16 protein-coding genes are annotated in these 18,149 nt (G+C 60.4%); 2 read left to right on the top strand and 14 right to left on the bottom strand.

All coding sequences use genetic code 11. The features are described 5' to 3' along the window. Positions 1-7 precede the first annotated feature (7 nt). The 9 genes from AC1D17_RS04330 to ybgF form a co-directional block, all read right to left on the bottom strand. Positions 8-535 carry a GNAT family N-acetyltransferase gene (locus AC1D17_RS04330; RefSeq protein WP_477564177.1) on the bottom strand — a complete coding sequence of 176 codons (528 nt, stop codon included), beginning with the start codon at positions 533-535 and terminating at the stop codon, positions 8-10. An 88-nt stretch (positions 536-623) separates the two neighbouring features. Beyond that, a complete protein-coding gene (gene serA / locus AC1D17_RS04325) occupies positions 624-2,219 on the bottom strand; it encodes a phosphoglycerate dehydrogenase (RefSeq protein WP_477564176.1) in 1,596 nt (531 codons plus the stop codon). Between the two features lie 78 nt (positions 2,220-2,297). Then, the gene (locus AC1D17_RS04320) at positions 2,298-3,476 is read right to left on the bottom strand and encodes a phosphoserine transaminase (protein ID WP_477564175.1); all 1,179 of its coding nucleotides are present in this window, start codon (positions 3,474-3,476) and stop codon (positions 2,298-2,300) included. 153 nt (positions 3,477-3,629) lie between these two features. After that, positions 3,630-4,394 carry an outer membrane protein gene (locus AC1D17_RS04315; protein ID WP_477564269.1) on the bottom strand — a complete coding sequence of 255 codons (765 nt, stop codon included), beginning with the start codon at positions 4,392-4,394 and terminating at the stop codon, positions 3,630-3,632. A 237-nt stretch (positions 4,395-4,631) separates the two neighbouring features. Beyond that, positions 4,632-5,450, bottom strand: a complete 819-nt coding sequence (locus AC1D17_RS04310) for an outer membrane protein (RefSeq protein WP_477564174.1) — start codon at positions 5,448-5,450, stop codon at positions 4,632-4,634. Positions 5,451-5,682: 232 nt separating this feature from the next. Continuing rightward, positions 5,683-7,035, bottom strand: coding sequence for a phosphoglucosamine mutase (glmM, locus tag AC1D17_RS04305; protein ID WP_477564173.1), 1,353 nt, complete (start codon positions 7,033-7,035; stop codon positions 5,683-5,685). Positions 7,036-7,405: 370 nt separating this feature from the next. Continuing rightward, the gene (ftsH, locus tag AC1D17_RS04300) at positions 7,406-9,346 is read right to left on the bottom strand and encodes an ATP-dependent zinc metalloprotease FtsH (RefSeq protein ID WP_477564172.1); all 1,941 of its coding nucleotides are present in this window, start codon (positions 9,344-9,346) and stop codon (positions 7,406-7,408) included. A 101-nt stretch (positions 9,347-9,447) separates the two neighbouring features. Continuing rightward, on the bottom strand, positions 9,448-10,752 hold the full coding sequence (gene tilS / locus AC1D17_RS04295; RefSeq protein ID WP_477564268.1) for a tRNA lysidine(34) synthetase TilS: 1,305 nt from the start codon (positions 10,750-10,752) through the stop codon (positions 9,448-9,450). Positions 10,753-10,828: 76 nt separating this feature from the next. Then, complete coding sequence (gene ybgF, locus AC1D17_RS04290) at positions 10,829-11,824, bottom strand: tol-pal system protein YbgF (protein WP_477564171.1); 996 nt, start codon at positions 11,822-11,824, stop codon at positions 10,829-10,831. A 320-nt stretch (positions 11,825-12,144) separates the two neighbouring features. On the opposite strand from ybgF, the gene AC1D17_RS04285 reads away from it, so the two are divergent. Beyond that, positions 12,145-12,990, top strand: coding sequence for an alpha/beta fold hydrolase (locus AC1D17_RS04285; RefSeq protein WP_477564170.1), 846 nt, complete (start codon positions 12,145-12,147; stop codon positions 12,988-12,990). Positions 12,991-13,075: 85 nt separating this feature from the next. Here the strand turns inward: AC1D17_RS04285 and pal are convergent, their stop codons facing one another. From pal to tolQ, 5 genes are all read right to left on the bottom strand, one after another. Next, entirely contained in the window at positions 13,076-13,600 is a 525-nt protein-coding gene (gene pal, locus AC1D17_RS04280; protein ID WP_264220271.1) for a peptidoglycan-associated lipoprotein Pal, read from the bottom strand. 181 nt (positions 13,601-13,781) lie between these two features. Next, entirely contained in the window at positions 13,782-15,086 is a 1,305-nt protein-coding gene (gene tolB, locus AC1D17_RS04275; RefSeq protein ID WP_477564169.1) for a Tol-Pal system beta propeller repeat protein TolB, read from the bottom strand. A 38-nt stretch (positions 15,087-15,124) separates the two neighbouring features. Next, a complete protein-coding gene (locus AC1D17_RS04270; protein WP_477564168.1) occupies positions 15,125-16,192 on the bottom strand; it encodes a cell envelope integrity TolA family protein in 1,068 nt (355 codons plus the stop codon). 10 nt (positions 16,193-16,202) lie between these two features. Beyond that, positions 16,203-16,664, bottom strand: a complete 462-nt coding sequence (tolR, locus tag AC1D17_RS04265; RefSeq protein ID WP_477564167.1) for a protein TolR — start codon at positions 16,662-16,664, stop codon at positions 16,203-16,205. Positions 16,665-16,710: 46 nt separating this feature from the next. Beyond that, on the bottom strand, positions 16,711-17,430 hold the full coding sequence (tolQ, locus tag AC1D17_RS04260) for a protein TolQ (RefSeq protein ID WP_264220267.1): 720 nt from the start codon (positions 17,428-17,430) through the stop codon (positions 16,711-16,713). A gap of 308 nt (positions 17,431-17,738) precedes the next feature. Between tolQ and AC1D17_RS04255 the strand changes: the two genes are divergently transcribed. Next, a complete protein-coding gene (locus tag AC1D17_RS04255; RefSeq protein WP_477564166.1) occupies positions 17,739-18,011 on the top strand; it encodes a hypothetical protein in 273 nt (90 codons plus the stop codon). The last annotated feature ends 138 nt before the right edge of the window (positions 18,012-18,149 follow it).

The following is an 18,149-nucleotide window of genomic DNA, read 5'->3' as shown; positions in this document are numbered from 1 at the left end:
GAGAGCGTTACCGCCCGTCCGCACCAACCAAAGCGTGCTCCATGTAGATGGCAGCGCTGCCGTAACCGGCGAGCCTTGCAGCAAGGGCATCATGCCTGCGCACCGAGAAGCCTTGCCGCTCCCAAAAACCCTGCGATCCGTTGACCGAGACGAGCGCGACGGTTCGATAACCAGTCTGCCGGGCCAAATCCGCAAGCAGTTTCGACACTTTTGCTCCAGCGCCGGAGCCGCGCGTTCCGGGCAAAAGGGCGAGATCGTGGAGATACCAGACATCAGCCTCTGCCGGGATTGCCCCGAGCTTGGTGTCAATCGGTGGCGGCGAAAACCGGCGCCAGGGGTGACTGAGAACATAGCCTGAAACCACGCCATGCCTTTCGAGTACGAAACAGCCGCTAGGGCACAGTTCAAGCCGTTCGAGCAAGACCTCGCGCGCTTCAGGATGGTCGGCATGGGCAATGCATTGAATGCCATAGATGACTTCAATGTCGCCGATATCGGCCGGCCGCCAATGATAGATGCGATCTTTCGCGTTCATTCCATCCACCGTCATCAACGGCAAACGCGCCGGAGGTCATCCGGCGCGTTTGCCTGTCAATTGTTCGGAGCTATCAGGCCCCTGAGAATTAGTCGACGTTGAAGACCAGCGGCTTGGCAGCCCTGATGGCCGGGTTGGCGCGCAGCTTGTCGAGCACGTCTTCAGACACCGCGCCATCGACATACAGCAGCGCGATGGCATCCGAACCCGCGCCATGGCGACCGAGCTGGAAGTTGGCGATGTTGACGCCGGCATCGCCCAGCGTCATGCCGATGAAGCCGATCATGCCGGGAACGTCGGTGTTGGTGATGTAGACCATGTGGTTGCCGACGTCGGCGTCGAGGTTGATGTCCTTGATCTGGATGAAGCGCGGCTTGCCGTCCGAGAACACCGTACCGGCGACCGAACGCGTCTGGTTCGCCGTTGTCACCGTCAGCTTGATATAGCCGTCGAAGACGCCCGACTTGTCGCGCTTGACCTCGGACAGGATGATGCCCTTTTCCTTGATCATCACAGGCGCCGAAACCATGTTGACGTCGGAAACCTGGCTACGGATGAGACCGGCAAGCGCTGCACTCGTCAGCGCCTTGGTGTTCATCGAGGCGGTCGATCCGTCAAAGAGGATCTCGATTTCCTTGATCGCGCTTTCCGTTACCTGGCCAACAAAGGCGCCGAGGACATCGGCAAGCCGGATGAAGGGCTTGAGGATCGGTGCTTCTTCAGCCGTGATCGACGGCATGTTGATGGCGTTGGAAACCGCACCCTTGACGAGGTAATCCGACATCTGCTCGGCCACCTGCAGCGCGACGTTCTCCTGCGCTTCCGTGGTGGAGGCGCCCAGATGCGGCGTGCAGACGACGTTCGGCAGGCCAAACAGCGGGCTTTCCGTCGCGGGCTCGACTTCGAACACATCGAAACCGGCACCGGCGACATGACCCGACTTGATGGCATCGGCGAGCGCATGCTCGTCCACCAGACCGCCGCGGGCGCAGTTGATGATGCGCACGCCGGGCTTGGTCTTCGCCAAGGCCTCGCGGTTCAAGATGCCACGCGTTTTGTCGGTCATCGGCACATGCAGGGTGATGAAATCAGCCTGGGCAAGCAGCTCGTCCAGTTCGACCTTGGTGACGCCCATTTCCTCGGCGCGTTCCTTCGACAGGAAGGGGTCGTAGGCCAGTACATGCATCTTCAGGCCGATGGCACGGGCGCAGACGATGCCGCCGATATTGCCGGCACCGATGACGCCGAGCGTCTTGCCGGTAATTTCGACACCCATGAACTTCGACTTTTCCCACTTGCCGGCCTGGGTCGAGGTATCGGCCTGCGGCAGCTGGCGGGCAACAGCAAACATCAGTGCGATGGCATGTTCGGCCGTAGTGATCGAGTTGCCGAACGGCGTGTTCATGACGATGATGCCGCGGCGCGAAGCGGCCGGGATATCGACATTGTCGACGCCGATACCGGCACGGCCGATCACCTTGAGATTGGTCGCGGCAGCGATCAGCTTTTCGGTGGCCTTGGTCGCGGAGCGGATGGCAAGACCATCATAGTTGCCGATGATCGCGGCCAGCTTTTCCTTGTCCTTGCCGAGCTGCGGCTGGAAATCGACATCGACGCCGCGATCACGGAAGATCTGGACGGCAGTTTCCGACAGTTCATCGGATACGAGTACGCGAGGTGCCATGAGAGGCCTCCATTGGTTTCGTCAAAAATTGAAATGGTATGGGAAGGACCGCGCCCTGTTGGCGCGGCCAAATGCCGGTCAGGCGGCAGCTTTGGAAAGCGTCGCCTTCTGGGTCGCGAACGCCCAGTCGAACCAGGGCATCAGCGCCTTGAGGTCCGATGTCTCGATCGTCGCGCCGGCCCAGATGCGGAAACCGGACGGCGCATCGCGATAGGCGCCGATGTCGTGGGCGACACCCTGCTTTTCGAGCAGCGCCACCATGCCCTTGGCAAAGGCGTCCTGGCCGGCAGCGTCGAGTGCTGCAATGTCCTTGTCGACGATCTTCAGGCAGACCGAGGTGTTCGACTGCGTTGCCGGATCGACTGCAAGATTGGCGATCCAGTCCGTCTTTGCGACGAAATCGTGAATGGCCTGCGCATTGGCATTGGCCCGGGCAATCAGCGCCTTGAGGCCGCCGAGCGACTTTGCCCAGTTGAGCGCATCGATATAGTCCTCGACGCAGAGCATCGACGGCGTGTTGATTGTCTCGCCCTGGAAGATGCCCTCGATGATCTTGCCGCCCTTGGTCATGCGGAAGATCTTCGGCAGCGGCCAGGAAGGCTCATAGCTTTCCAGACGCTCGACAGCGCGCGGGCTGAGGATGAGGATGCCATGCGCGCCCTCTCCGCCCAGAACCTTCTGCCAGGAGAAGGTGACGACATCGAGCTTGGCAAAATCAAGGTCCTGCGCAAATGCAGCCGATGTCGCGTCGCAGATTGTCAGACCCTTGCGGTCGGCCGGAATGAAATCGGCATTCGCAACGCGGACGCCAGAGGTGGTGCCGTTCCAAGTGAAGACGACGTCACGGTCGAAATCGACCTGGCTGAAATCGACGAGCTTGCCGTAGTCGGCAACGAACTTGCGGGTGTCGGGAAGCTTGAGCTCCTTGACGACATCGGAAACCCAGCCGGAGCCGAAGCTTTCCCAGGCGACCATGTCGACGCCACGGGGGCCAAGCAGCGACCAGAGCGCCATTTCGACGGCGCCGGTATCGGAGGCAGGCACGATGCCAATGCGGTAGTCCGCCGGCACCTGCAGAATTTCACGGGTGAGATCGATCGCCTGCTTCAGCTTGCTCTTGCCAACCTTGGCACGGTGCGAGCGCCCAAGGGCCGCATCGGAGAGCGCATCAAGCGACCAACCGGGGCGCTTGGAGCAGGGACCAGAAGAAAAATGGGTATTGACCGGACGCAATTCCGGTGTCGCAGGGGTCGTCATCAAAGCTATCCTTCCAGATAGAAAGCCTCTCGTTAGGGAGAGGTGGCCTGCCGCCGTGAATAGGGTGGACAGGCCAGGAAGTCAAGAATGATGTGTCGTTTCTGAAAAGATTTTTGGCGTTGTGGGGCACTGCCGAAGCGAATGCCCTTTCACCTACCAGAGCGACAGCCGCAGACCCGCGCGGATTTCGTGACGGCCGAGGCCGTCGTCGAGGCCGTCGATATCGCTGCTGCCGAACATGTCGCCATCGGTGATCTGCGAATAGCGGTAGCCAACATCAAGCTTCAGCTGTTCGGTCATATTGTAGGAGACACCGGCCATCAGCGCATAGGTCAGGCGCCAGCTGCTGTCTCCGTCAAAGGTCTGGTTGACGGGGGCGGCACCCGAGCAGCCGGCTGCTCCCGGCACGCAGCTGGTGCGCAGGGCAACGTCGTTCCAGCGGAGTTGCGTCACACCGAGACCGGCGCCGAGATAGGGCGTCAAGCCGGCCACCGTCGCGAGGTCGACATAGCCGTTCGCCATAAGGCCGATCGCCTTGTAGTCGGCATTGAGACGCCCGGCGCAGGATGTTCCGGCAGCTTCGCCGCTGCACGGAATGCTCGCTTCGCCGCTGCCCCCAACGTCTCCTTCGAAATAGTCACCGGTCAAATCGGCCCGGAACATGTCGTTGAACTGATAGCCGACGCCCAGGGTTCCGGAAAACGGTTCGTCAAAATCATTATCGAAGGACGCAGCGTTGGTGGCGCCGGTTCCGGCATCGAACAGGCGCAGGGACGGGTCACCGCCGCGCGTCCAACCGGCATAACCGAGATCGCCACGCAGGTAGAAGCCCTGGCCGCCCGTCTCCACGGTCGAGATGCTGACTTCCGGCGCTTCGAGAAGATCCGCAGCCATCGCCTGACCGGCGGCAAACACCAGGATCAGCGCAGATGCATTGAGGGCAGATGCCTTGAGGAGAGTGTGCCGCAACTTCATTTTGCTGTCCTTGGAAAACCATGTGCGGCGACAGGAACCCCGTCGCCCGCGTATATTGGCGGCAATATCGCATCCACCGGTTAACCTCAGGTTAAGCATGCTTCTTAACCAATCGGACCCCACAAAACCAAAAGGCCGCCCGAAACCGGACGGCCTTTCGAAACGCGAAGCGCGAGGCTCTTATTTGTAGACCGCGGGCTCGGCCGGCGGAACGTAGGCTTCCGGGCAACCGCCGAAGGAATAGCGCAGACCGGCGCGGGCTTCGTGAACATAGATGCCTTCGTCGGAGCCTGGACCGCTATTGGCATTGTAGCCGAACATGTCGCCGCCCAGCACGTGGCGGAAACGATAGCCGACATCGGCCTTCAGGTTGCAGGTCAGGTCGATCGCCGTACCGGCCATCAGGCCGTAGGTGAAGCGCCACTTGCTGCGGCCATCATGCTCGAAGCTCGGATCGCAATTGGCCGGATTGCCGGTTTCGCAGCTGGTATTGCGCAGATTGTCCCACCGAACCTGCGTGCCACCGATGCCGGCGCCGACGTAAGGGGTGAATGAGCCATAGGTGCCGATATCGACATAGGCGTTGGCCATCAGGCTCCAGGCGGCAATTGCCGAAACGTCGCGCGAGGTGCAGGCGACGGCGACACCGCAGCCGCCCGTCGTCGAACCTTCGAAATCCGCATTGCCGAGATAGTCAAGCGTCACGTCGGTGCGCAGATAATTGTTGATCTGATAACCGACACCGACGCCAACGGTCCAGGTGTCGTCGAGATCGGCATCGTCGAAGTCGCGGACGAAGCGGCCGGGGCCCTGGTAGAAATGAGCACCGCGAAGATTGGTGAAGGCATAACCGACGTCGCCGCGCAGGTACCAGCCGCTAGCTTCGACGAGCTGAACCGGCTCGGCAACCGGCTCGATAGGCGGCTCATAAAGATCCGCTGCAAAGGTCGCGGTGCTGCCGAGCATAGCCGCAACAACGCCAATCAAAATAGACTTCATGGCCACACTCCAATATTTCTTGTTGCTTGGTCAGCCGAAAGACCGGCTTCCAATAAATCGTGTTGGAACGGATCATGGATAGGAAAGGTTAAGGTCTGATTAACTACAAAAATTTACCGTAACTGTTAATAAATTGAATTCATCGCCAAGCAACGTGAGAATGTTCTTTAGCAACGCACAAAAAAGACCGGGTAAAACCCGGCCTTCTTCAAGTCTCATCAAATGGAGCCGATCAGGCGACGTTGCGCATGCCGCTGATCACGCCGATCAGTTCGTCGACGATACGCTCCACCTGGCCCCGGTCATCGCCCTCCGCCATGACGCGGATCAACGGCTCGGTGCCGGATGGCCGGATCAGCAAGCGGCCATTCTTGGCAAGCTCGGCCTCCGCATCGGCAATGGCCTGTCGCACGACGGCATTTTCGAGCGGCTTGCCGGCCGATACCCGGACGTTCTTCAAGACCTGCGGCACCGGATCGAAGCGATGGCAAACTTCGCTGACGGTTTTGCCCTGACGCTTGACGCAGGCGAGGATCTGCAGTGCAGCGACCAGACCGTCACCGGTGGTGCCGAAATCCGAGAGAACCAGATGCCCGGACTGTTCGCCGCCGACGTTAAAGCCGTGCTGGCGCATATGCTCGACGACATAACGGTCACCGACCTTGGTGCGATGGAGATCAAGGCCACGGCCGTTGAGGTAACGCTCCAGGCCGAGATTGGACATCACCGTCGCGACGATGCCATTGCCCTTGAGCACACCGTCGTCAGCCCAGCTGTTGGCAATCACCGCCATCAGCTGATCGCCATCGATAACCGTACCGTTCTCATCGACGATCAATACGCGGTCGGCATCGCCATCAAGCGCGATGCCGATATCGGCGCGCACTTCGTGCACCTTCCTCGAGAGCGCCGCCGGATGGGTCGAGCCGCATTCGAGATTAATATTGGTACCGTTCGGCTCGTTGCCGATGGTCACGACGTCTGCGCCGAGTTCCCAAAGGGCCAAAGGTGCGACCTTGTAGGCAGCGCCGTTGGCGCAGTCGATGGCAACCCGTAGGCCCTGCAACGTGACATCGCGGGGCAACGTGCGCTTGGCATGCTCGATATAGCGGTAGATGTCGCCTTCGACACGCTTGGCCCGGCCGATTTCGTGCGACTTGGCGAGCTGCGCCGTCATGTCCTTGTCGAGAAGCTCCTCGATCTGCGCTTCGATCTCGTCGGAGAGCTTGTAGCCGTCCGGGCCGAACAGCTTGATGCCATTGTCCTCGAACGGATTGTGCGAGGCCGAAATCATCACACCGACGTCGGCGCGAAGCGAGCGCGTCAGCATCGCGACACCGGGGGTCGGAATAGGACCCAGCAGGAAAACATCGAGCCCAGCGGCGGTGAAGCCGGCCACCATGGCATTCTCCAGCATATAGCCCGACAGCCGCGTGTCCTTGCCGATCACAACCCGGTGACGGTGCCCGCCGTTGCGAAAGATCGTGCCGACTGCGATGCCGACACGCATGGCAAGATCCGGCGTCATCGGAAACACGTTCGACTGTCCGCGAATGCCATCCGTTCCAAAATATTTACGCGCCATAAAAACTCCAATTCCTATCAAGGGTGCCGGCAGCTCATCATAGAGCGCGTCCAGCGGCATCGCCTTGCATTTCACCTCGAGCCCAACGGGTCATTGCCAGAAAACCGTCGCCGAGGTCTTTAACGACCGTTGTTCGGCAGCACTCAAGTTCTCAGTCATGACTGCAGTTGCGCCAAAGTCCGATGCATCCCTTTGGGCGGCCTGCGCTACGTCATGCCATAAATCTTCTGCAACAGCATCCCGTTGTATCATCAGAATTCATTACAGCGCGTTACCAAGCCGGAGGTAGCCGAAGCCGTTGGACACAAACAAAAACCGCCGCGCATCAAGGCGCGGCGGCTGGATTTCAGTTTTCTATTTTCCGTAAAGACTATTGCGGCTGCGGCTCAAACCCGCCTTCGGCTTCATCGCCCTTGCCGACGGAACCGTCTTTCTTGGTACCAGCCGAAGGTACGGCCGAACCGCGATGCGGCGGGGAATCGTCGCCGAGGTCGCGCGCCGGCTTTTCGCCGCGGATCAAGGCCTTGATCTCGTCGCCCGTCAGCGTTTCGTATTCGAGCAGGCCTTCGGCGATGGCAACGAACTCACCATGCATCTCGGTAATGATCCGCTTGGCCTCAAGATAGGCTTCGTCGATCAGGCGGCGGATTTCGTTGTCGATCTTCTGCGACGTCGCCTCGGAAACGTTCTTCGACTGCGAAACAGAATGGCCGAGGAAAACCTCCTGCTGGTTTTCGCCGTAGGCGACCTGACCAAGCTGATCGGAAAAACCCCACTGCGTGACCATCGCCCGGGCAAGCTTGGTTGCCTGCTCGATATCGGAGGATGCGCCGGAGGTGATGTTCTCCTTGCCGAAGGTGATTTCCTCGGCAACGCGGCCACCCATCATGATCGCAAGACGCGAAACCATCCACTTGTAGCTCATCGAATAGCGGTCGCCTTCGGGAAGCTGCATGACCATGCCAAGTGCACGGCCGCGCGGAATGATCGTCGCCTTGTGCAGCGGATCGGCGACCGGAACCTTCAGCGCCAGAATGGCGTGGCCGGCCTCGTGATAGGCGGTCAGCTTCTTTTCGGCTTCGGTCATGGCGGACGAACGGCGTTCCGCGCCCATCATGATCTTGTCCTTGGCGTCTTCGAATTCCTGCATGGTGACGACGCGCTTGTTGCGGCGCGCAGCCATCAGGGCAGCTTCATTGACAAGGTTCATCAGGTCGGCACCGGAAAAGCCAGGCGTACCACGGGCCAGAACCTTGAGATCGACATTCGGCGCCAGCGGCACATTGCGGATATGAACCTTGAGGATGCGCTCGCGGCCGTTGATATCCGGGTTCGGCACGACGACCTGACGGTCGAAGCGGCCCGGACGCAAAAGCGCTGGGTCAAGAACGTCCGGACGGTTGGTCGCGGCGATCAGGATGATGCCTTCATTGGCCTCGAAGCCGTCCATTTCGACAAGCAACTGGTTGAGCGTCTGTTCGCGCTCGTCGTTACCGCCGCCGAGACCGGCGCCACGATGACGGCCGACCGCATCGATTTCGTCGATGAAAATGATGCAGGGCGCGTTCTTCTTGGCCTGTTCGAACATGTCACGCACACGCGATGCACCGACACCGACGAACATTTCGACGAAGTCGGAACCGGAGATCGTGAAGAACGGAACATTGGCTTCGCCAGCGACGGAACGCGCGAGCAGCGTCTTACCGGTACCGGGAGGGCCGACGAGCAGCACGCCGCGCGGAATGCGGCCGCCGAGGCGCTGGAACTTTTGGGGATCGCGCAGGAATTCGACGATTTCCTCAAGATCCTGCTTGGCTTCGTCCACGCCGGCAACGTCGTCAAACGTGACACGGCCATGGGCCTCCGTCAGGAGTTTGGCCTTGGACTTGCCAAAACCCATCGCACCACGGGAGCCACCCTGCATCTGGCGCATGAAGAACAGCCAGACACCGAGGATAAGAAGCATCGGCAGAAGCGTGCCGACATAGCTGAGGAAGCCGGAGGAGCCGTCGGTTTCGGGGCGAACCGTCACGGTCACGTTCTTGGCTTCCATGCGCTCGGTGAGCGCCGTGTCGATCGCAGGCGCATAGGTCTGGAATGTTGCGCCGCTCTCGGCATAGGAGCCGATCACCTTGTTGCCGGTAATCACCACTTCCTTGACGCGACTTCCGTCAACGTCCTTCAGGAACTGGGAAAAGGGAACATCCTTCGATCCGGTACGTTCGGTCGGCTGCTGGAACATGCTGAACAGCGCGATCAGCAGTAGAGCAATGATTGCCCAAAGGGCAAAATTTCTGAAATTAGGGTTCATCGAACTCCCCGGAACCTCTGTCGCAACCTGCAATGATTTGTGGCTGCATTCTTGCGCCTAACATAGGGTTGCGTAAGCGGCTTGCCAAGGCAGACTCAGGATCAACCTGTCTTTTCCGTCAAAACATCGTGAACCGGAGGAGCAAGATACCGGTCACGGCCAAAGAGCGCAGCGATACTATTGGCCATCATCAGGTCGAAACACGGCAAAAAGGTGTCGTAAAGGCCGATACTGGCTTCAAAACAAGGCTTTGGCGCCACCTGCGCTGCGATATCTGCGCGTTCGCCCAAAGAGGCCAGTCGCGAGCAGACAGGAGCCGATCGGACGGCGCGCTTGACCACAGGCTCCGGCAGTCCTGCGGCAATCAGTCTCGCGTACAAATCCGCCGTTTCGCCGCCGGCATGGACCGCGATCTGCTCTGCGCTGTCGTTTGTCACGAGAAAGCGGCCGTCCCACATCGCTTGCCCCCCGGGCTCAACGATCATTTCCGGAAGCCCCCTCGCCTCGCGATAAAGGTAGAGACCCGAGCGGCGACAATCGAAAACCACGCGGCCGGCAGTCAGACGGCCGCTCTCGCCAGCGTTGAGAAACGCTGCAAGCCGCGCGGTTGTTTCGCGGCCGGGCAGATGCTGGCGACCGCCGATGACCGCAGCGACGGAAAGAACGGCCCGCCGGCTGTCCGCATCGGCCATGTTCATGGCCAGCGCCGGTTCAAGCCGCGCGACAAGACCACCTTCGCAAACGCTGACCTGCGCGCCAAGCAGACCGGCGACATGCTCGCTCGAGCGGCGGCGCACATTGGCAGCGGCAGCGAAGACATCGGCGGCCGAGGGAGCCGTGCCGCTGAGGGCGTGGCGCACACGCACGCGCTCGAAACGAGTATTGGCATTGCTTGGATCGTCGAACCACCCCTCGCCCCGAACGGACAGATAGTCGCGGATATCGCTCCGGCTAAGGGAGAGAAACGGCCGCAGCACCCAGGCGCGGCGATCGACAAGCACTCCCGCGGCCATGCCGGCGAGCCCAAGGGCATCCGGCTCGGAGCGGCTCTGCCGCATGGCAATCGTTTCAGCCTGGTCGTCGGCGGTATGGGCGGTAACAACGCAGGTCGCGCCGACCTGCTCTGCCGCATCGGCCAGGTGGCCATAGCGGGCGGCGCGCGCAGCAGCCTGAATGCCGGTCGCCGGCTTGTCGCCCTGCCACTTGCGGATGATATGGGGAATGCCTCGTTGCGCGCAAAACGCGGCGACCGAGCGTGCTTCCGCAGCGGAGTCAGGTCGCAGTGCGTGATCGACAGTGCAGGCTGACAGGGAAAAAGCAGGAAAGCCGCCACGCGTGATCGCCTCATCAAGCGCCAGAAGCAGGCCTTTTGAATCGCTGCCGCCGGAGACGGCGGCAAGGATCATGCCGGGGGACTTGAACGTGGAGAGAAACTGCTTTGCCGCTTCGACAGCGGCGTGCGGCGGCGCGGCGCGGTCCGCCTCAGCAGGCAAGGCGACCCTGTTCGCTGGCAACTTTGGTCTTCACCGCCTGCGAAGCCTTCGGATAGCGCTTGTTGACCTCGCGCAGCGTGGCGCAGGCCGTGTCCTTGTTGTCGAGAGCGGCCAGCGACATGCCCAGCTTCAAGAGCATTTCGGGGGCCTTGGGCGACTTGCCGTAGGTCTGGTGTGCATTCAGGAATGTCTTGGCGGACTCGTTGAACTTGCCCTGGGAATATTGGGCCTCACCCATCCAGAAACTTGCATCCGCGGCTTTCTCGCCCTTCGGGAATGCTTCGAGATAGCTGCGGAATTCGTTTTCGGCCTGGCTGTAATCGCCCGTCAGAACATGGCCATAGGCCGACTGATAGAGATCGCCGGGATTGTCGAGTGCTGCCGTCTGCTGCTGGCTGTCCGGCGTCTGGTTGATGCCCTGATCATTACGGGGAAGCGTTGACTCGAGGCTCGAGGTATCCTGGTTCGCAGCGATAGGATTACCGTTTTCATCGAAAACGATCTGGCCAAGCGTGGATGCCGGCGCGCCGGTATTGGCACCGGCAGCAGCATCCGATCCCAAACCTGCGTTGGGATCGGTTGCCGTTGCCTGATCAGTCGTTGCCGGTGCAGTGCCGGATGCCTGATCGTTGGTGCGCGGTGTTTCCAGCTGGCTCTTCTTGGTGGAACCGGACTTGCCGCCTTCCAGATCCTGGAAGCGGAACTCGTTGTCTTCCTGGAACTTGCGGATCTGCTCCTGCATCTGCAAAAGCTGGAAACTCATTTCCTCGATACGCCCGTTGAGCGAGCGGATCTGTTCCTCGAGCTGCCCGATACGTCCAACCTCATTCGACTGGACCTTGAGCAGCGGCGCCTTGCCCGGCGATTGGGCTTCGCCGTGAATTGCGCGGTTAAAAAGCGCGGAAAGCGGCATGGCGGTCACTGTCTGTCCAAACCCCGCAAAGGCAGTCAGGCCGATCAATCCCGCCACGACAAAATGTTTCATGTCATGTGTCCTGTTTGTATATCCACTCTCACCCGAACCGGTTCAAATCGGTCTTTGGATGATTGCCGCACAGTTTTCCAATTGGCCCCAAAAAGCAACGGAGTTCGGTCAAAGTGTGACAAAAAAGAAAAGGCGGCCCGAATGACCGTCTTTTCGCTGCGCGTTTGCCTCAACCGCCGCAACGGGCAAAATCCTCTTGCCAAAGTCAATCACCAAATTCATTATAAAACTAGTTTTATTTTGCAATCACATGCTGCGTCATTGTGGCGCCGGCATTGCCGACCGAGACAATGATGTCTTGTGCAAAAGGAGGACATGATATGGCAGATTTGACGATCAGGCGCGGCGAAGTGGAGCTTGCCACCGAGGCATTCGGCCATCCTTCCGACCCGGCCTTGCTGCTGATCATGGGGGCAATGGCCTCAATGCTTTGGTGGCCGGAAGAGTTTTGTGAGCAGCTTGCAGCTCGCGGCCGTTTCGTCGTCCGCTACGACAACCGCGATACCGGGTTGTCGACAACCTATCCGCCGGGCGAACCAGGCTATACGCTTGCGGACATGGCAGAGGATGCAATGGCGATCCTCGACGGCTACGGTATAGAGACTGCCGATGTTGTCGGCATTTCAATGGGCGGATTCCTGGCCCAGCGCCTCGCCCTCACCCATCCCGACCGCGTCAGAACGCTCACGGTGATGAGTTCGAGTCCTCTGGGGATCGACGGCCTGCCGCCGTTCACCGATGCCTATCGCGAACATGCGGCGACGGGCGAGGCGGTCGATTGGAGCGATCGTGCAAGCATCATCGATTTCATGCTGCGTGATGCGCGCATGACAGCCAGCACCGCCCATCCGCATGATCCAGCCGCCGCTCGTTTGTTGCTGGATCGCGATCTCGATCGCTCCCGCTCCTTTGCAAGCGCGACCAACCATTTCATGGTCGCGGGCGGCGACGACGGCGACCGCCTGGCCGCGGCAGACCTGCGGGTTCCTCTCCTCGTGATACATGGAACGTCAGACCCGATCTTTCCTATCGCCCACGGCGAGGCTCTCGCCAACGCCGTCAAGGGCGCGAAACTGCAACGTATCGTCGGCGGCGGTCACGAGTTGCACAGGAACGACTGGTCGCAGATCACAGGCGCGATCGCTGCGCACGTCGGAGCCCCGTGATATAAAAACGGGCCGCGTGAAGAACATTCACACGGCCCGTTTCAGATCTGGAGAATTCTGCGGCCTTCACACAGGCCGACAGTTTTTACATGCCCGCGCCACCGAGAACCGTAACGGCGCGGCGGTTCTGCGACCAGCAGGAAATGTCGTCGCAGACGGCGACCGGCTTTTCCTTGCCGTAGGAGATCGTCTTGATCTTGGAGGCCGGGATACCGCGCGATGCAAGGTAGTCCTTGGTCGACGCCGCACGGCGCGCACCAAGTGCCAGGTTGTATTCGCGGGTGCCGCGTTCGTCGGCATGGCCTTCGACTGTGATGGCGTAGTTCGGATATTTGGCCAGCCACTGCGCCTGACGGTCGAGCGTTGCCTGCGCATCGGCGCGGATCGAGGTGGAGTCCGTATCGAAGAAGATGCGGTCGCCGACGTTGACCGTGAAGTCCTGCGTCGAGCCCGGGGTCGCCGCATTGGCACCGAGGCCGAGATCACCTGCGCTGTTCATCGGCTTCTTGGCGCAGGCAGCAAGCGCCAGACTGGCAAAGAGAGCGATCATGATCGGGTTGCGAGCGATGGATTGCATGCGGCCTGCGGCCTGGGCGTGAATGCGGCTCATGGGCCGGTCTCCTTGGATGGTCTTAAATTCAGGGTTGCCAGACTGTAACCGGAAGCGGTTAATCCCGCTTCAACGGATATGGTTAACAATTTGTCAAAATCGGCTTGAAGGGTTGCTAGATCAGTCCTTTGCGGCGAGAAAGCGGCAAGTTCGCCATATTCCTCGCCGCATTGTCACAATGCTATTCGAGCAGCGGCGACCAGGCCGGGTCAGACGCGAAGCCTTTTGTCTGAACCAGTTGCTCGTTATAGCCGGTCAGGTCGATCGAATAGAGCTGCGGGCCGCCGGCACCGGCAGTCTGGCGGAAGAACATCAGGACGCGGCCATTCGGGGCCCAGGTCGGGCCCTCATTGTGGAAACCGGTCGTAAGGATGCGCTCGCCCGAACCGTCCGGCTTCATCACGCCGATCGAGAACTTGCCGCCCGACTGCTTGGTGAAGGCGATCAGGTCTCCGCGCGGCGACCAGACCGGGGTCGAATAGGCACCGTCGCCGAAAGAGATGCGGTTCTGTCCGCCACCGCCGGCGCTCATGACATAGAGCTGCTGGCGGCCGCCGCGGTCGCTTTCAAAGACGATCTGGCTGCCATCCGGCGAATAGGACGGCGAGGTGTCGATCGCAGCCGTCGACGTCAGGCGCGTCGTGGTGCGCGAACGCAGGTCCATCGTATAGATATTGGCGTTGCCGTCCTGCTGCAGGCTCATGATCACCCGCTGGCCGTCCGGCGAAAAGCGCGGCGCAAAGGTCATGCCGGGGAAATTGCCGACCACTTCGCGCTGTCCGGTTTCTAGCTGCAGCAGATAGACGCGCGGCTCGTTGCCCTCGAACGACATGTAGGTGATTTCCTGCTTGTTCGGCGAGAAGCGCGGCGTCAGCACGATATCGTTGGAATTTGTAATGCCGCGGGCATTGGCGCCATCCTGGTCCATGATGGCCAGCTGCCGCTTGCGCGCCGTCTTCGGGCCGCTCTCGGCGACATAGACGATGCGGGTATCGAAATAGCCCTTTTCACCGGTGATCTGCTCATAGATCGCGTCGGCGATGATATGGGCGACACGGCGCCAGTTTTCCGGCTGAGTGAAGAACTGCTGGCCTGCCATCTGCTGGCCGGCGAACGAGTCCCACAGGCGGAACTCCGCTTTCAGGCGGCCATCGCCCTCCTGCGTGACCCGGCCGGTGACCAGCGCCTGCGCGTTGATGACCTTCCAGTCTTCAAAACGCGGAGCGGCATCCGGGTTGGTGATCTTCTCGATGAAGGCACTTTTGGCGATCGGCGCGAACAGGCCCGAGCGTTTCAGGTCGGCTGCCACCACGTCGGAAATCTTCTGGCCCAGCTCACCCTGCAGGAAGTCGGTGACGGCGATTGGCAAAGGCTCGACATTGCCCTTGTTGATATTGATTTCCACGCGCGCATAGGCGGGAGCGATCACCAGAGTGACCATCGCCGCGAGCGCGATCAAAAAACGGAAGGGGTTGCGTTTCAGCATTGTAACGGAGCCTTTCAGCCATTCATTCGTGTGATGTTCTAAAGCATGGAGCTCGGATCGAAGTTGACGACCACTTCGCTCCAGGAATCGTATTTGTCTGCGGGCAGATTATCGAACGGTGCAGATTTCATGATGGCCCGCCGCACGCTGCCCTCGAAGGTTCGCCGCGCGGAATCCGTCCCACCGGACGCAACCACTTCTGGCCGCCCGATGATCTCGCCATTCTTGTCGAGCTGCATCGTAACCGTGATCGTCAGCCCTTCAGCACCGGAGATGCCGGCAACAACGGACCAGTTGTTCTCGATTCGGCCCCGCAACGCATCCATTTCGCTGGCAGACAGAGTGTTACCCGTCGTTTTCTTCGCTCCGAGCGAAGCCGTCTCGGTGGACCGTTTCTTGCCGCCGCCCGACGAATCCTGCTTGTTGAGAAGAGCTGCCACCTGATCGGCGTCGAAATCCGACTTCATGGCTGTCGATGTCTTCTTCTTTTCCGTCTTGTTTTCTTCGTTCTTGCGATCCGGCGTTTTGGCCGTCTGCGCCTGCTGTTCCACCTTGGGCTTTACCACCGGTGTCGGGACCTTGTCCGGCAAGGCTTCGGCATCCGGGTTCTCCGCAGGCTTCTCCTCGGCAGGGGTTTCCGCAGGCTTCGGGTCGGGCTGAACCTCCTGCTTCGGCTCCGGCAGCGCAGCGACCTCCGTCGCAGGCTCGGATGCCGGCTTTTCCTCGGTCACCTCGGGCGTGTCTTCCTTCACCGGTTCAGGCGTTGGCAGAGGCTTTTCTTCAGACTTTATCGCACCGGTCGATTCCTTCTCGATCGGCTTGGATTCCGGCTTCGGCGGTGTTTTCAGGTCGACACTGTTGTCGCCGATATTTTCACCGTCGTTGATTTCGGCCGGCTTTTTTGTCGGAACGGGCGACGGCTTTTCCGACTTCGGAGCCTTTTCGTCCCCCTGCTGCAATTGGGTCAGCTCTTCGACAGACACCATATCGACCGGAATGGACTCCATGCTGGAGACCTCGAACGATTTGGGGCTGCCAAGCGACACCAGCGCCCAGGTGAGAACCAGGCCATGCAGCACAGCGGAGGTGATGAGACTGCTCTTCATCGGACGCGCTCTACTGGCCCTTCTTCGGCTGGGTTACGAGACCGATATTCTTGAAGCCGGCTTCCTGGATGCGCGACATGACATCGGCAATCACGCCGTAAGGCGATGTCGCGTCACCGCGCACGAAGATGCGCTCGCTGTAGCCCGTCGTGGCGATGGCCTCGAGCTTGGCTGCGACCTCTTCGACCGGGATCGGTGTTTCCTGCAGGAAGACCTGACCGTCGCTCTTGACGGAAATGGTGATCGGCTGCGTTTCGGCATTCAGCGCCTTGGCCTGCGTTTCCGGCAGGTCGATCGGCACGCCGACGGTCATCATCGGGGCGGCAACCATGAAGATGATCAGGAGAACCAGCATGACGTCGACGAACGGCGTGACGTTGATTTCACTCATGACGGCCTTGCCGCCACGGCCACCGCGGCCGCCACGGCGCCTACCGCCACCCTTCGATCCACCTGCTGCTGACATACCCATGGTCTATCTCCGTCTTCGAGCCGCTCAGACTGTTACTGCGCGGCCATCACTGTGCAGCTTGGCGCGGCTGCAGCTTCTCATCGATCTGGCGCGAAAGAATGGCCGAGAATTCGTCGGCAAAACCTTCCATGCGGGCCGTCAACTTGCCGGCATCGGCGGAGAATTTGTTGTAGGCGATAACCGCCGGAATAGCGGCGAGAAGGCCGATCGCGGTGGCGAGAAGCGCCTCGGCAATACCGGGGGCGACAACGGCAAGGTTGGTCGATTTCGATCCGGCGATCGCCTGGAACGAGGTCATGATACCGACGACCGTACCGAACAGGCCGACGAACGGGCCGGCCGAACCGATGGTTGCCAGCGACCCGAGCCGCGCTTCCAGCGTTTCGGCTTCGCGCGACAGGGTGACATCCATCGCCCGGTCGATACGCATCTGCAGGCCGATCGGCGAGCGGGCGCCGCGCTCGAAGGATTTCTTCCATTCGCGCATGGCGGAGACGAAGATCGCGCCCATGCCGGATGTCGCCCGGTCGGACAGCGTCCGGTAAAGCTCTTCCAGCGACTGGCCGGACCAGAACACCTGTTCGAAGGCGTCCAGCTGGCGGCGCACCTTGCCGAATTTGAGCGTCTTGTCGACGACGATCGCCCAGGTCCAGACCGAAGCGCCAATCAGTCCCAGCATGACGAGCTTCACCACGAAGCCCGCCTCCATGAATAGCGACCACAGCGTTACGTCTGTCGTCGCCGCAGCCAATCCAACCTGTTCCATAGTCTCAAATCCCCGAATCCAAACGCCCGGCAAGAGCAGTCTCATGCTCACAGCCAGGGTGCTCAAACGTCATTGTTGCAAGATTGACCCGGCAGCTGCCGATAACCGGCCTCATGCCGGTCTTTAAGCTTCCTGTCTGCCTTCTTGCGTTCAATCTTGGTGAAAGGATGACGTGCACTGCACAAAACCCTAATATGGGCATTAAGACATCATTATGGTTAAGGGAGTGTTACTATACTGCACTGCAATGAAGTCTTCCCAACGACTTGCTCGCTGGAACAATCCGCTTCGCGCCGCGTTAGGCGGCCATGAGCACCATCTCGCCGAAGAAACCGTCCAAACGTCCCTCCGGGCCGCATTTCGATCATCGCGACCGCCTTATCCTTGCGCTTTACGCGCAGCTGAGGGCTGAGCGCGAAACCCGCGAAGCGCTGGAATGCGCAATCGAAAACGGCGCCATCTCGCCGGACGTCCTACAGGCCATTGTGTCCGATCCCGTCCCGGTCATTACCAGCGAGGACGTGGCGGCGCTGGAGCGCCTGCTTGCCCGCGACACGACCGCAACGAATATTCCGCACTAAAACTCGGCATATGGAAGAGGTGGAGACATGCTATCGCGTGCATTGTGGAAAGGGCAGTTGCGCCTCTCCCTCGTTTCCATACCCATCGAAGTGTTCAGCGCCAGCAAGACCGGCGCGCGCTTTGCGTTTCGCCAAATC

It is taken from the genome of Pararhizobium sp. P1_E7, assembly GCF_056405855.1.
This window is presented reverse-complemented; position numbering and strand designations above follow the sequence as displayed.

What these genes read in the sequence shown, in the direction of transcription:
- AC1D17_RS04330 (WP_477564177.1), bottom strand. Translation starts at nt 535, where the DNA reads ATGAACGCGAAAGATCGCATCTATCATTGGCGGCCGGCCGATATCGGC.
- tolR (WP_477564167.1), bottom strand. Translation starts at nt 16,664, where the DNA reads ATGGGTATGTCAGCAGCAGGTGGATCGAAGGGTGGCGGTAGGCGCCGT.
- AC1D17_RS04285 (WP_477564170.1), top strand. Translation starts at nt 12,145, where the DNA reads ATGGCAGATTTGACGATCAGGCGCGGCGAAGTGGAGCTTGCCACCGAG.
- tilS (WP_477564268.1), bottom strand. Translation starts at nt 10,752, where the DNA reads ATGATCCTTGCCGCCGTCTCCGGCGGCAGCGATTCAAAAGGCCTGCTT.
- glmM (WP_477564173.1), bottom strand. Translation starts at nt 7,035, where the DNA reads ATGGCGCGTAAATATTTTGGAACGGATGGCATTCGCGGACAGTCGAAC.
- AC1D17_RS04310 (WP_477564174.1), bottom strand. Translation starts at nt 5,450, where the DNA reads ATGAAGTCTATTTTGATTGGCGTTGTTGCGGCTATGCTCGGCAGCACC.
- serA (WP_477564176.1), bottom strand. Translation starts at nt 2,219, where the DNA reads ATGGCACCTCGCGTACTCGTATCCGATGAACTGTCGGAAACTGCCGTC.
- AC1D17_RS04255 (WP_477564166.1), top strand. Translation starts at nt 17,739, where the DNA reads ATGAGCACCATCTCGCCGAAGAAACCGTCCAAACGTCCCTCCGGGCCG.
- tolB (WP_477564169.1), bottom strand. Translation starts at nt 15,086, where the DNA reads ATGCTGAAACGCAACCCCTTCCGTTTTTTGATCGCGCTCGCGGCGATG.
- tolQ (WP_264220267.1), bottom strand. Translation starts at nt 17,430, where the DNA reads ATGGAACAGGTTGGATTGGCTGCGGCGACGACAGACGTAACGCTGTGG.
- ybgF (WP_477564171.1), bottom strand. Translation starts at nt 11,824, where the DNA reads ATGAAACATTTTGTCGTGGCGGGATTGATCGGCCTGACTGCCTTTGCG.
- ftsH (WP_477564172.1), bottom strand. Translation starts at nt 9,346, where the DNA reads ATGAACCCTAATTTCAGAAATTTTGCCCTTTGGGCAATCATTGCTCTA.
- AC1D17_RS04270 (WP_477564168.1), bottom strand. Translation starts at nt 16,192, where the DNA reads ATGAAGAGCAGTCTCATCACCTCCGCTGTGCTGCATGGCCTGGTTCTC.
- pal (WP_264220271.1), bottom strand. Translation starts at nt 13,600, where the DNA reads ATGAGCCGCATTCACGCCCAGGCCGCAGGCCGCATGCAATCCATCGCT.
- AC1D17_RS04320 (WP_477564175.1), bottom strand. Translation starts at nt 3,476, where the DNA reads ATGACGACCCCTGCGACACCGGAATTGCGTCCGGTCAATACCCATTTT.